Annotated in this window: 10 protein-coding genes and 1 pseudogene; 7 read left to right on the top strand and 4 right to left on the bottom strand. The window is 40.9% G+C overall.

The annotated features are described in order from the left end of the window. Positions 1-75: 75 nt before the first annotated feature. Positions 76-714: an HU family DNA-binding protein gene (locus I2I04_RS09875; RefSeq protein ID WP_117684312.1), complete on the bottom strand. Its 639-nt coding sequence runs from the start codon at positions 712-714 to the stop codon at positions 76-78. A 308-nt stretch (positions 715-1,022) separates the two neighbouring features. Here I2I04_RS09875 and I2I04_RS23220 point away from each other — a divergent pair, with 308 nt between their 5' ends. Continuing rightward, on the top strand, positions 1,023-1,172 hold the full coding sequence (locus I2I04_RS23220; RefSeq protein WP_223225835.1) for a hypothetical protein: 150 nt from the start codon (positions 1,023-1,025) through the stop codon (positions 1,170-1,172). Positions 1,173-1,178: 6 nt separating this feature from the next. After that, a pseudogene (locus I2I04_RS09870) lies at positions 1,179-1,700 on the top strand (DUF3874 domain-containing protein); the annotation flags it as partial. A 210-nt stretch (positions 1,701-1,910) separates the two neighbouring features. Here the strand turns inward: I2I04_RS09870 and I2I04_RS09865 are convergent. After that, on the bottom strand, positions 1,911-3,044 hold the full coding sequence (locus tag I2I04_RS09865; protein WP_229126966.1) for a hypothetical protein: 1,134 nt from the start codon (positions 3,042-3,044) through the stop codon (positions 1,911-1,913). 107 nt (positions 3,045-3,151) lie between these two features. Here I2I04_RS09865 and I2I04_RS09860 point away from each other — a divergent pair, with 107 nt between their 5' ends. The 5 genes from I2I04_RS09860 to I2I04_RS09840 all read left to right on the top strand — a co-directional run bounded on the left by I2I04_RS09860 (position 3,152) and on the right by I2I04_RS09840 (position 12,791). Beyond that, positions 3,152-3,559, top strand: coding sequence for a fibronectin type III domain-containing protein (locus tag I2I04_RS09860; RefSeq protein WP_195654925.1), 408 nt, complete (start codon positions 3,152-3,154; stop codon positions 3,557-3,559). A gap of 256 nt (positions 3,560-3,815) precedes the next feature. After that, positions 3,816-5,300, top strand: a complete 1,485-nt coding sequence (locus I2I04_RS09855; protein ID WP_195654924.1) for a TolC family protein — start codon at positions 3,816-3,818, stop codon at positions 5,298-5,300. 5 nt (positions 5,301-5,305) lie between these two features. Continuing rightward, positions 5,306-6,385 (top strand): efflux RND transporter periplasmic adaptor subunit, encoded by a 1,080-nt coding sequence (locus tag I2I04_RS09850; RefSeq protein WP_195654923.1) that lies wholly within the window; start codon positions 5,306-5,308, stop codon positions 6,383-6,385. Positions 6,386-6,441: 56 nt separating this feature from the next. After that, positions 6,442-9,492: an efflux RND transporter permease subunit gene (locus I2I04_RS09845; RefSeq protein ID WP_195654922.1), complete on the top strand. Its 3,051-nt coding sequence runs from the start codon at positions 6,442-6,444 to the stop codon at positions 9,490-9,492. Between the two features lie 11 nt (positions 9,493-9,503). Continuing rightward, positions 9,504-12,791, top strand: a complete 3,288-nt coding sequence (locus I2I04_RS09840) for an efflux RND transporter permease subunit (RefSeq protein ID WP_195654921.1) — start codon at positions 9,504-9,506, stop codon at positions 12,789-12,791. On the opposite strand, the gene I2I04_RS09835 is transcribed toward I2I04_RS09840, so the two are convergent. Then, positions 12,723-13,094, bottom strand: coding sequence for a DMT family protein (locus I2I04_RS09835; protein WP_195471180.1), 372 nt, complete (start codon positions 13,092-13,094; stop codon positions 12,723-12,725). The genes I2I04_RS09840 and I2I04_RS09835 overlap by 69 nt on opposite strands. Positions 13,095-13,109: 15 nt before the next feature. Then, entirely contained in the window at positions 13,110-13,856 is a 747-nt protein-coding gene (locus I2I04_RS09830) for an ATP-binding protein (RefSeq protein WP_143258408.1), read from the bottom strand. Between the last annotated feature and the right edge of the window lie 144 nt (positions 13,857-14,000).

Below are 14,000 nucleotides of genomic sequence, written 5' to 3'. Positions count from 1 at the left end.
AGGATAAGTCTCAAGCTATCAACTCTTTCGTGTGATTACTCTAAGGAATATGCTTCTTCACATCCTTCACAGTCGTTAGCGTGAAGGATGTGCCGCATCTCTGGATACGCCATAATAACCGGGAGCAGGTACGTACATCGGCTGATTGCGTAGACCGATATTCACCAGCTTTCCTTCTCCACGCAAACGTACCAAATGCGTTTTGGCCGTAGTACGTGCCAAACCACACACTTCCTGAAAATCACGGCGGGTCATCATCTGATGTTCGGCAAAATATTCTTTCAACAGCATATCAATCTCCACCTCTGACACCTTCTCCGAATGACGGACATACTTGGACTGACTGGCGCGGACACCCACAAAATATCCTTTCAGATTACTGTCAGGGCGAAATCGGACAGTTTTGAAAGCCACCTTATTAGTCTTATGCGGAGTGCTGCGAGTCACTTTCCCCGTAGCCTCCAAAGTGGGATAAAAATAACCGATCCCCTCGATATGCACTTCTTTCCCCTCACGCAACGACTCGCCAAGAATCTTCGATAAGTTATCAAGCACATTCTTTACATCGCCCACAGTCAACGAACTGTAGTCATGAATCTTGTAACAAAGAGTATCCGTATCCACCTTTCCATTCATAAAGATACGCGGATGCAACGCTGCTTCTTCTTCCGAAGAAGCATTAGGATTTTCATACCAATCAAACACAATAGCCATTACTTCTTATCAATTTAAATGTGTAACTTCATCATAGGACAACTTTAATCGGCTATTCGGACGACTGGAATCGGCTGTTCAGTCAACTATTGTCAGCCAACCGGACAACTCCAGTCGGCTTTTCCTAAACAAGCACTAAAGATACGATAAAGTAACGACTTATCCGCATAAGAAAGCTTGTTTTTCATTTCAGGAGAAAATAAACTTTTTCTTAGTTAAATACTTGCACCCCCCATATCTCATGTTATACCTTAGCAGCATCAACCGGTCGAAAAAACAACATTTATTCATTTAATAAGAAGAAAAATATGAAGACATTAGAATATAACTCGAAACGTTTGGCGAAAAGAATACGGGTATTGATGAAAGAATCGTCAAACGTCATCGTTTCAACAAATACGTCAAAGGAAGAGCCAAAAATGCAAGAAGTACATAAACACCCCGTCCTTCTGACATAACAAGTAAATCTGATGCAAATGTCCAGCCTCAACATCTGCAAAGCCTATCAGAAAAATTTCCGGCCGCTACCTCGTATCGCCTCTTTCATAGGAATCAGTAACCGCACCGACCTGCTTCACGACCCGACAGGCAGCCGCAGATTCTTTTGTATTGAAGCAGAGCATGACATTGACTGTACCGGAATTGAACATTCACAAATCTATGCCCAACTGAAAGAAGAACTGCTTGCGGGTGCCCGTCACTGGTTCAGCAAGGAGGAAGAACATGCTTTGCAACGTCATAACAGCGCATACTATCATGTTAACCCCATAGAAGATATTGTCCGTAACACATACGCACCTGTCACGTTGGATGAACCGGATTGTTTGTCGCTCTCCGTCGCTATCATTCATCAGGAATTGAAAAAGAGGTTTCCGGCTGTACTGCGTAACTGTACTCCTATCCAATTGGCGCAAGTGCTGACCGCAGCAGGTATCAGCCGACAGCATACAAGATTGGGGAATGTGTATCCGGTGAAGAGGGTGAAGGGTATGAAGAATGAAAATAGTATCATTCATTCACAGGATGTATCTATAAATCAGGAGCTTAGTATGATGTGAAAAATGTGAAGAAAGAATACATAAATATAATCAAAAAGCACCAAGGATAGCTGGGACATTTTGAAATAGAGAAAGTGTACAAGGTTTATTTGTCACTTTCTCTATTCCTTTATATTATTAATACATAAAGACTATGAATTAAATATTTAAGTCAGCTTTATACAATGAGAGGCTATCTTCGTTACTCTCACAGAAGTACACAGCACTACCATCGTTAGAGACTGTATAATAACCATTTTTTCTATATGGCAAATCAAACTTTTTGATTGGATTTAACTCCCAGTCAAATACAAATATAGCCTCGCTAAATAGTCTCAGTTCTTCATCTTTTTCGTTAAAAAATCCTCGAACCGAGCATATAATATATTTGTCATTAGTTTGCATAGTCTCAATTTCTATCTGCCTGTTATTTATTGTACTAAGCGATGTAGACATTTCATCTCTTGACTCAACGCGCTGCATCTCTGTGTATCTTTTTTCGTTTACTACATTTCCACTCTTAATATCAAACGTATATAATATGAATTGATGACATACAGAAAAGGCTGCCATATCATTACCCTTTATTGCAATACAGCCATCAGCATAAGCACATTTTATTAGATCATTTGCAGGCAGTTCCATACCTTTAGCTTTTTCAAGATCAAAACTTCCATAATTTATTGTTTCATAAGAGTCCGCTTCCTCATTATTGAATATGGTAACTGATTTCTTATTAAACTCATTTATTTCTGTTCGTTCAGATTCCGATAAAGCCGGTATTATAGTTGCAAGAACAGAACCATTAGGAAGTTTGACCATTCGGCGCACCCAAATACTATCCGGGGCTATTGTCACAGAAAATATTCGTTCACCCATAGGCACATTAGCTATTATTTCTTTTTTAGCAAAAGTCTTTATCATATTGGGATATGCATAAAGTTGAACGGAATCACCTATTATTTGAAAGTCTTCTAATCCAATTAATTCATTGGCCGCTCTTCCTTTCGATGCAATGATAGATAATTTCTCCCCGGTATTTAAATTATAACAGGATCCGAAGTCATCATCATCTTCTCCTCTTCTGACAAACCACAGTATAGAGTCATCAATCATGCAGCCACCGATTTCCAGAATATCAAATTTATTAAAAGGGGTGAATTCCAATTCTTCGGTAATGGGGAAATCCGTATCTATATTGGAGATAGGGGCAGCCTGATTCTTGACAGCACTATTACAACTAAAAAAAGAAAAACTGATTAAAAGCAATAATAATTGAGCATTTGTTTTCATAAGTGTGTATTTTTAAATAATTAATGATAATTACTTGCGAATATAGTTATTATCTTTACCTTTGCAAAAGACATCTGTATTTTTATACCAAACAAAATAAAAAAGCTATGAAAACACTTAAAAGAAGAATCCTGAAACCATTGTTATTTGCTTGTTTAGGCTTAACAGTTGCAACAATTACATTTGCGCTTACTACTACTCCTAGTCGTCCAGGAAGACCTAGTGCTTTTGACATAGAGGCTGACTTCTGTAAATTAAGATTTAAAAAGCCCCTTAGTGATGGAGGATTGCCAATACTATTTTATATTATCGAGTATAGATCGTTAAAAACAGGTAGGTGGCAACTAGAAAGGAGAGTTAAGCCCCAATATCCTATGGATAATACAATGCAATCCGATGTAGATAATAGGGTTGGAACAGATCCGGTAGTTTTTCGTGTTTCTGCTCAAAATAGTAATGGGCGAGGCATGAATTCAGAGGTTTCCAATTCTATAACATTCAGGAATCCATTCTAATTGCAATAATATATTAAGATATGAAAAGTCCCGTATAATCATAATGCTGAGTTATTCGGGATATTTTTTATAAAAGAACTCAATAACACTATAAAAAACAATGAGCAGACCTTTGTACACGTTAAGAAAACCGCAGAATACTATGGAGAAAACACCCTGCTTTTCAATGAGCATATAAAGTATTTATTGTGGGAATATAGCTACAGAACAGATATCGCAGATTAAAAAGAAGATAAATTTAAAGACATAAACACAAATGCGAAAAAGGCTACTATTAATATCCGTCGGGTGGCTACTCAGTAATGTCATTACCGGACAAAATCTGCCTACGAGAAAGATGACCCTCGAACAAGCGATTGAGATTGCACATTCTCACTCTCCACAGGTTCAGATGGCACAGCTCAATTTTATGGCACAGTACTGGAATTTTCGTTCTTATAAAGCGCAGTTACTACCGTCGCTTAATTTGCATGGTAATTTAGGGAACTATAACCGCTCATTGGTAGATGTACGTGATCCGGAAACAGGTCGTATCAGCTATGTAGCCAATAACACATTAAGCAACGATTTGTCTATTTCGATAGATCAGAACATTTCTCTGACGGGTGGTAAAGTATCACTTAATACATCACTCGACCGACTGGATCAGTTCAATTATGGCACACAAATCTATAACTCGAATCCGCTTACAATCCGTTATACACAACCTCTGCGATCGTTTAATGAGTTAAAATGGCAGAAGAAAACAGAACCTTTGCGGTACGAAAAGGAAAAGAAAGTATATTTAGAAGCAATGGAGGATATAACCCTCCGAACTACCTCCCAATTCTTTTCCGTTTTATCGGCACAGACCAGTCATCAGAAAAATGTAGAGAATCTGAATGATACTCGAAAGATGTATGACATAGCACTCAAACGTTCAGAAATCGGCACTGTGACCAAAAGTGAACTATTACAACTGGAATTGGCACTGATGAATGCGGAACTGACGGTTAGTAATAGCAGAACAAATTTAGAGATTGCACTTTTCAACTTTAAGACCTATTTAGGTATTTCGGAAACGACTTCTTTTGCGGTGCTGCCGCCCACAATAGCTCCGGATGTCATTATGGAATATGATTTTGTGTTAAGCAAAGCCTTGCAAAATTCATCGCAGAACTTTTCACTTCAACTGAAAGAGGTTGAAGCGCAACAGGAAGTAGCACAAGCCAAAGCGGCAAAAGGTATTCAGGTAGAGCTACAAGCTAATCTAGGCTTTTCGCAAACAGGAAACAGTTTCAATGAGGCATATCGCCTCTTGAAAGATCAGGAAATTGTCGGACTTTCGCTAACAATGCCTATTTACGACTGGGGCATGAGCCGGGGAAAGGTAAAGATGGCTGAAGCAAAAGCCCGGTTGACACGCACTCAAAATGAACAGGATGCCATACAATTTCAACAAGATATTCGAATTAAAGTAATGCAGTTTAACCAACAAGGCAGACAGTGCGAGATATCGGAAAAAGCATTGGTTATCGCACAACAACGGTACGACATCACCAAAGACAGGTTCCAAAACGGAGGTATCACCGTGACCGATCTGAATACGGCGCAGAAAGAACTGGATGATGCCAGCGAGCAATATATATCACAATTAAGTACCTTTTGGAGTGCCTATTTTGAGTTAAGAAAATTATCGCTATATGACTTTATTCATAAAAAAGATATTAGCGCGGAATTCGATAAAATCATTGAAAAATAAAAGCTATGAAGAAGTTTGCCCTACATAAAAGTTTATTGATAATCATTTGCCTGTTGGGAGTGACAGCTTGTGGTAACGGGAAGAAGAAAGAAGAAGTTCCAATCGGTAAGAGCAATGAGAAAACACAATTGATTACTGTTGATACGCTGGTATTGAAAAAACGGTCCTTCCAAAAACAGATCGTATGTAACGGTAAGTTACGTGCAGTAGTAAAGAGTGACCTTGCATTTAATGGTTCGGGGACTATTACTGCTATTCATATACACAACGGAGACAGAATAAACAAGGGAATGACGCTAGCAGTGCTCGACACGAAAGAGGCGGAAATAGAACTTCGAAAAAGTCGCCGTGCAATGGCCAAAGCAAACATTGACTTGGTAGATAAATTGATCGGACAGGGCTATACGGCTGATACAACAGCTGTACCACCCACTATTTTGCAGAATATGAAGGCCTCATCAGGGTATGAAAGCGCGATGGATCAGTTGGAGGCAGCCGAACGTCAGTTAGCTAACTGTTACCTGATCGCCCCGTTTAGCGGTCGTGTGGCAAATTTGGATTCCAAGATATATAGTCGTTCGACAGATAAACTATGTACGTTGATTGACGACTCCTATTTCGATGTGGAGTTTAGTGTATTGGAAGCGGAGATGGAAGAGGTGACACGAGGATTGCAGATCACAGTCTCACCCTTTATCAATGAAGATCAACGCTTTGTAGGTGAAATAACGGAGGTCAATCCGCTGATTGATGAACGAGGACAGATTAAAGTACGTGCAAAAGTACGCAACCACAATAATTATTTGGTGGAAGGGATGAATGTGAAGATTCTATTAGAACGTGAATTGAAACAGCAGTTTGTTGTTCCAAAAGATGCGGTGGTACTTCGAGATGGGTTCCAAGTGATTTTCCGTTATAAAGATGGTAGAGCGGTATGGACGTACGTGGATGTGGTTATGTCTAATATTGATTCTCATGTGATTACGGGCAACGCAAAGAAACAGACTACTATTTCAGAGAATGATGTTGTTATTGTATCTAACAATCTGAATTTGGCTGATAAAACGGAGGTAACGCCTAATTAAAAGACACAACTTATAGCTTACAACACACAATTGGCGAACCCTTAATCCCTAAAAGTATGATAAAAAGACTGATAACACGCCCCATAGCAGTGACAATGAGCGTAATTGCTATCGTGGTGCTGGGTATGGTGGCGGTGGGTTATCTGCCGGTATCGCTTATGCCAGCTATTAATATACCGCAGATCACTGTACAGGTATCAGCTCCCGGTCTGTCGGTGCGAGAGGTAGACAACACTCTGTTAAAACCACTCAAGAACCAGTTGTCGCAGGTGGCCGGATTGAAAAATATAACCGCAGAAGCTCGTGCCGATGTCGGAGCGATCTATATGAACTTTGAGCCCGACTGCAATATAGACATCGTCTTTATTGATGTCAATGAAAAAATGGACCGGGCAATCACCTCACTTCCAAAAGATGTGGAGCGTCCCAAGGTAATCAAAGCCAGTGTGACTGATATTCCGGCTTTCTATCTCAACCTGTCACTTAAAAATGGTATTCCGCCCAAAGAGGGGGAGCCTCGTGAAGCGGGTATTGATTTTAGCGAGCTGGGACAGTTTGCTCGTGACGTAATCTCTAAACGTATTGAACAGTTACCACAAACGGCGATGGTCGATATTAGCGGGGTAGTGACACCGGAACTGCTTTGTATTCCCAATTATACTAAGCTAACCTCTATGGGGGCGGATATTAGTCTGTTGGAGCAGGCAATCAATAACAACAACATATCTTTGGGTGCATTGAGCATCAAAGATGGTCAATATCGCTACAGCATTCATTTCGATGCGCATATCATTTCAAAAGAAGACATCGAAAATATATACATCAAACACGATGGACGTATCTATCAGTTCAAAGAGCTATGTGAGATTGTGCAGCGTCCGGCCAAGCGAAATGGATTAGTACGTAGCAAAGGCGAACCAGCCGTTTCAATGGCAATTATTAAACAGAACGATGCCAAGATGGAAGATCTGCAACAGGGTATCGCCACACTAATAGCCGATCTGGAGGCAGAACATCCGAACATCCGGTTTGAACTGACCCGTGACCAAACTAAGTTGCTGGCCTATTCAATCGAAAATTTGGATAGTAATCTGTTGGTAGGCGCTATTTTAGCGGCACTGATCATTTTCCTGTTTATGAAGGATTTCCGTTCACCGATGTTGATCGTTGTCACCATCCCTCTGTCATTAATCGTCACTTTGTTGTCATTCCATCTGTTGGGGATATCGCTTAACATCATTTCGTTATCCGGTTTGATTCTCGGAACAGGTATGATTGTTGATAATTCGATTATTGTTATTGATAATATATCGCAAAAATGGCAATCGGGGATGCAACTCAATGACGCCATCGCTGAAGCAGTCAGTGAGGTCTTTACGCCGATGCTTAGCAGTGTGCTGACCACTTGTTCGGTTTTCGTACCATTGATCTTCCTAAGCGGTACGGCCGGCGCGCTCTTCTACGATCAGGCAATGGCGGTGACGATAGCCCTGTTTGCCTCATTACTCGTAGCCGTACTGGTACTTCCAGTCTATTTCTACTTGTTGTACAAAAAGCTGCCGGCACATACCGAAAATCGTTTTATTGCCCGTTTTTTTACTTTCAACTACTACCGTCCGTATGAAAAGACGCTTAAATGGGCACTTCGGCACGGCAAAATGATGATCGTCTGCTTTGTAGCACTTATTCCGATGACCTATCTCATCTATCAGATAGTTGAAAAGAGCCGTCTGCCACATATCTCGCATGATGATACTATTATGACAATCGACTGGAATAGCGGTATATCACTCGAAGAGAATGATTTGCGGGTGCATCGTTTGTTGTCGCAAGTTGATAGTTTGGTTGAGCAAACCACCTCAATGATTGGCGTGCAGCAGTTTTTAATGTCTCATACCAAAGAGATTACACCCTCCGAAAGTATTGTTTATATCAAAGCGAAAGACGCGGAGACGCTGGCGAAGATAGAGAAAAGACTGACAGATTATGTGAATGAAAATCATCCGAAAGCATTGGTTACATTTCAGGTTTCGGGCAATATATTTAATCTGATATTTGCCGAACAGGGAAGTCCGTTGGTGGTGCAACTACATAGCAAAGGGGGACAAGCTCCAACAGTGGAACAGATAACAGAGCTGACAGGGAAGATTCGAAAAGCACTGCCAGATATAGTTGTGCCTCCGGCTGTGATGGAGCAAAATATCCGTTATATAGCCGATGTGGAGGCAATGGCGGTATATGATATTACGTATGATGATATCTACGGAAAGATGAAAAATATCATTAGTCAGAATGTGCTGTTTCGCATCAATCAAGGCGGTTATTCGATGCCTGTCACAACGGGGGAATCACGTGCCGAAGCTTCTGACATTTTATCGGGCAAAGTGCGTAATAAAAACAGCGTGGAGATACCGCTCTCGATGGTAATACGTGAGACTAAAGGGGAAGATTTTAAGAAGCTCTACTCCGGCAGTGATGGCGACTACTACCCTATCGCTCTTGATGTGCCGGACAGCGATGTGAAGCAAGTAATGGAAACCATCGAGCAGGTTGTAAAAGAGGATAGTAACTTCTTTGTGACCTTTACCGGAGAGTATTTTTCAAGTCGTGAGACCATCAAGGAGTTGATTATCATTCTATTGGTAGCTATTTTGTTACTCTATTTTATTCTGGCAGCACAATTTGAAAGTATTGTTCAACCGTTAATCATCCTTTCAGAGATTGTGGTTGATATCTTTTTCGTGTTGTTTGGTTTGTGGCTATTTGGTGAAAGTCTGAATATCATGTCAATGATTGGCTTAGTGGTAATGAGTGGTATTATCATCAACGACTCGATCCTGAAAGTAGATACGATTAATCGCCTGCGAAAACAAGGTATGTCACTGCTGCGGGCAATTTTAGTGGGTGGTCACAGTCGCTTGAAGCCGATCATTATGACTTCCCTAACGACCATATTGGCTATTGCGCCGTTCTTGAACCGGGTAGACATGGGTTCGGATCTGCAATATCCATTGTCATTCTCTATTATTATTGGCATGACGGCCGGAACACTTATCAGCCTGTTTTTTATACCGTTGATTTATTATGTTATTTACCGTAAACACTAATCCTGCTGCTTATGAGTAAAGATACAACAAAAAAAGGCTTTTTAGAGCGGATACCCAGCTTCTCCCTCATACTGATTATGGCGGTATTGATGGTGATTGGAATAGCGCTGATACCACTACTACGAGTCGCTTATAATCCTACGCCGAAACAGGGAAAACAGTTGAACGTCTCGTTCAGCTGGCCGGGAGCATCACCACGGGTAATTGAACAGGAGATTACCTCTAAAATAGAAGGAATGGTCTCATCAGTGGTTGGAGTCAAGAAAACCTCTTCTACATCGTCCTACGGAAGTGGAAACGTCGCGATTGAACTGAAAGAGAACGCCAGCGTATCAGCCGTCCGTTTTGAAATATCCTCCCTACTGAAACAGGTAGCCGGCAAGCTGCCTGAAGGAGCCGGTTACCCTTCCCTGTCAGGAGGAGATGTCGGAAGCGGCATGAAACAAAATTCCCGGCAAGTTTTATCCTATATCATCAATGCGGATATGGAGCCGGCCAATATTCAGAATTATGTAGAGCGAAATATCAAACCCTATCTGACGCAAATTGATTATGTGCGGGAGGTCACCGTTTCGGGAGCACCTCCAACCTATCTGGATATAGAATATGATCAGACAGAGTTGCAACGTTACGGCCTGGAATCCAATATAATCACATCAGGGCTTCAAAACTTCTTAGGGCAACGATCTATTGTCGGGGATATTGACAAGATCGACCGTAATGGTAACAAAGAGCGTATCACGCTACTTTTAGAAACTGAGCCGCTTGGTTCTGATATCGGGAAAACGCCGCTTACCACCATAGAGGGAAAAATCATCTATTTGGATAATATCGCTAAACTAAACTATAAAAAACGCCGCGAAAGCAATTTTTACCGCATCAACGGTCTGAATACGATCAACCTAAGTATATCAGCCGATGCTGATGTGAATATCATCAAAGCCTCTTCCGAATTACGTAAAAAGATGGAGGAGGTGCAAGCCAATCTTTCAGATGGGTTTTATATCTCTCTAACCTATGATGCTGCCAAGGATGTGCTTAAGGAGCTGAATAAATTAATAAAACGAACATTCCTTTCATTACTGATCCTTTTTCTTTTTATCTGGATATCAAGTCGAAGCGGTCGTTATTTATCTATCATAGCCGTGGCGCTCTTCGCTAATGTGTTGATATCGGTTATCTTCTTTTATCTGTTTGATATAGAGTTGAATTTAATCTCGTTGACTGGTGTTGCCGTATCGTTCGGAATTATGATCGATACCACGATCGTGATGGTGGATCACTACAGTTATTACCGTAACCGAAGCGTCTTCATCGCAATTTTGGCAGCACTGCTCACTACGATCGGGTCATTAGTGATTATCTTCTTTATGCCCGATTATGTAAGAGGAACACTGAATGACTTTGCTACTATTATCATCATCAATCTTATTGTGGCTCTGTTTGTGGCTCTGTTTTTTGTGCCGGCTATTATTGATCGTAACGGCTTGAACCGTCGTCAGGAGAAAAGAGACTATCGCCGTTGTCGCAGGATCATAAAATGGAATAAATTCTACAACCGCTATATCACCTTTACCCAAAAACAAAAATGGATCTATATCACAATTTTGGTGCTGGTATTTGGTATTCCGTTGAATCAGTTGCCGAGAGAATTAGGCCGCTCCCATTATTTTTATAGCAATAAAGAAAAACCGGAACTCAAATGGTATGAAGTAGCCTATAATAAGACCATTGGCAGTGAGTTTTATCAAAACAAATTGCGCCAGCCTCTTGAAAAGGTGACAGGTGGGACGCTGCATCTCTTCTCATCCACCCAATCATCTCGTACATTTGCGCAGAGTGACTATGATGTAAAACTTCGAATATCGGCCAAATTAACAGAAAAGGGCGACGCGGAACTGTTGAATCAAAAGATGTGGCAAATGGATCATTTCCTGACAAAATACAAGGAGATCAAGAAATTCGTGACACAAATCAATGGAGAAAGTGGTTCTATTGAAGTGGAATTTACCGATGAATATAAATATGGGGCATTTCCTCAACATTTAGAGTCACAAGTGATTAGGGAAGCGTTGTCAATAGGCGGCGTAGACTGGAGCACAACAGGAGTGAGTGAAAAAGGTTTCTCCAACTCGCTCACACTGGGAAAAAGTAAATCGTGCCGTATAGGGTTGAGTGGTTATAACTATGACTATCTTTACAAATGTGCAGAGATGGTAACCGAAAAGATTAAAGACAACAAGAGAGTCACCAACATTGATATAGAGTTAGGAGGCCCCGGTGATTACGCCGACCAAGATAATTCTACCGATGAGATGTATATCAAATATGATATGAAAAAAATCGCACTCTATGATCTGAATCTCAACCAAGGGTATTCAGCGCTTTCTGCACTGCTGTATGAAGGATCGGTAGGTACTTACCGCAATAAAGATCAATACATAGATATTGATTGTCACTCTACACTGCGTGATAAGTTCGATGTGTGGCATCTGATGAACAGCTATATAGACGTAGATGACAATCCCATTTGTTATGCTCATATCGGAGAGATTAGCCTACAATCTGTCAGTAACCAAATCACCAAAAAAGATCAGGAGTATTCGCTTGATGTAGCATTTGATTATATGGGAACGTATGACCTGTCCGATCAGTTCATAAAAAAGACCACCGAAGAGGTGAATGCTGCTCTACCGGTCGGTTTTCGTGTAGTCAACACAAGTCATGGATGGTATGACGATCAAGGAACTCAATATTGGTTGATCCTACTAATCGTTGTCATTATCTTCTTCACTTGTTCCATTTTGTTTGAATCATTGCGACAGCCACTTGTGATTATATCACTGATTCCGATATCCTTTATCGGGACCTTTTTGACGTTCTATTTCTCTGGCACTAACTTTGGAACAGGTGGTTTTGCATCGCTGGTTTTATTAAGCGGACTGGTGGTGAATGCAGCTATTTATATCATAAACGAATACAATGGCATTCGTAGCAACTGTCGCTATCGAGCCAAACCGCTCCCTCCTGTCAAGCTCTATGTTAAAGCCTATAATCATAAGATTGTTGCAGTCTTATTGACTGTATTATCTACTGTATTGGGCTTGGTTCCGTTCTTGATCGATGGTCCGCAGGCAGAAGCGTTTTGGTTCTCTTTCGCGATTGGCACAATAGGAGGTTTACTATTTTCAATCATCGCATTGGTATTCTTTATGCCAATATTAATGCCGTTATTTCATAAACACAAAATACACCGCCGCAATCAAACAAACGAACGCAGCCAAATGATTCCAATGTAACGCTTCGCCTTTAAAGAAGATAGTAGTGAACACTGTAAAAATAATAAGTGTTATCACCTCTTGGATGACTTTCAACTGCATCAGTGAAAACGGTCCTCCATTACCTATAAAGCCGATACGATTGGCTGGTATCTGACAGGAATATTCAAAAAAAGCGATTGCCCAACTAAACGTAATAACACCGATCAACGGAAGAGCTGCGAACCAGCCGTACTCCTGTTTCATCTTTAAATGGCCGTACCAGGCAAATGTCATAAAAACATTGGATACGATCAGCAACAAAATGGTATAGAATCCTTTCATAACAATCTATTCAAATTAATCTATTTGATCTGGTAATAATTCTTCCTGTACATTGGTCATGCTTCCCCAAAGGCTGTAACGTGCCTCCGGATTCATCGCTTCCAGTTGTCGCAAAACTCCTTTCATGTCACTACGGCTGGACTGCGATTCATAGGGACAATTCTTCACTTGCTTCTGATAATGACGCAAAGCCGCCAATTCTATCAAATCGGCTTCGTGAACCAGACACATCGGACGAATAATTGTCATATCAAACTTCTTCATCACCAATCGGGGCGGCATTGTACCGAACGCCCCCTGATAAGTGATATTCATCAATAAAGTTTCCAAAATATCATCCATATGGTGACCGAGAGCGATTTTATTGCATCCGTGCTCCTTGGCAACAGTGAACAGGGCTTTCCGGCGGTTCCATGAACAAAGGAAACAAGGAGATTTGCGTGTATCGGTAGCAGGATCAAAAGCAGTCTCATACTGCACGAAGGGTACCCCATACGCCTCGCAGTGTGCTTTCAAATATTCCATATCGCTCTGATAAGGAATATTCTTCATCACTATATGAACGGCAACAACAGAAAAGCGAGGTTTATAGATACGCGCGCGTTTACCCAACAGCTCAACAAGTGCCAACGAATCTTTTCCTCCCGACAGTCCGATAAGGATTTTGTCTCCTTCTTCTATCAATCCATATTGCACCACCCCTTTGCTAAACCGCCGTTCAATGCGGCGAATGGTTTTCTCTTCTTCCGTAAATTGTGTCATATCTTTGAAAATCGGCTGCAAAAGTAAGCGAAAAGAATGATTTAAAGAAGAATTAACATAATAGAATCACTGAAAAAGGGTTTATTTCTAATAAATTTGTACTTTTGAACAATTGATAAATGGACCGGTGCCCGAAAGCAGCAA

Source organism: Bacteroides sp. 1001136B_160425_E2 (genome assembly GCF_015559655.1).
Lineage (GTDB): Bacteria > Bacteroidota > Bacteroidia > Bacteroidales > Bacteroidaceae > Bacteroides > Bacteroides luhongzhouii.
Note: the sequence above shows the minus strand (reverse complement) of the source record. Positions and strands in the feature narration are given on the sequence as shown.

Bases quoted from the DNA above. Each gene is read 5' to 3' on its own strand.
- I2I04_RS09850 (WP_195654923.1), top strand. From the start codon at position 5,306: ATGAAGAAGTTTGCCCTACATAAAAGTTTATTGATAATCATTTGCCTG.
- I2I04_RS09855 (WP_195654924.1), top strand. From the start codon at position 3,816: ATGCGAAAAAGGCTACTATTAATATCCGTCGGGTGGCTACTCAGTAAT.
- I2I04_RS09845 (WP_195654922.1), top strand. From the start codon at position 6,442: ATGATAAAAAGACTGATAACACGCCCCATAGCAGTGACAATGAGCGTA.
- I2I04_RS09860 (WP_195654925.1), top strand. From the start codon at position 3,152: ATGAAAACACTTAAAAGAAGAATCCTGAAACCATTGTTATTTGCTTGT.
- I2I04_RS09830 (WP_143258408.1), bottom strand. From the start codon at position 13,856: ATGACACAATTTACGGAAGAAGAGAAAACCATTCGCCGCATTGAACGG.
- I2I04_RS23220 (WP_223225835.1), top strand. From the start codon at position 1,023: ATGAAGACATTAGAATATAACTCGAAACGTTTGGCGAAAAGAATACGG.
- I2I04_RS09840 (WP_195654921.1), top strand. From the start codon at position 9,504: ATGAGTAAAGATACAACAAAAAAAGGCTTTTTAGAGCGGATACCCAGC.
- I2I04_RS09865 (WP_229126966.1), bottom strand. From the start codon at position 3,044: ATGAAAACAAATGCTCAATTATTATTGCTTTTAATCAGTTTTTCTTTT.
- I2I04_RS09835 (WP_195471180.1), bottom strand. From the start codon at position 13,094: ATGAAAGGATTCTATACCATTTTGTTGCTGATCGTATCCAATGTTTTT.
- I2I04_RS09875 (WP_117684312.1), bottom strand. From the start codon at position 714: ATGGCTATTGTGTTTGATTGGTATGAAAATCCTAATGCTTCTTCGGAA.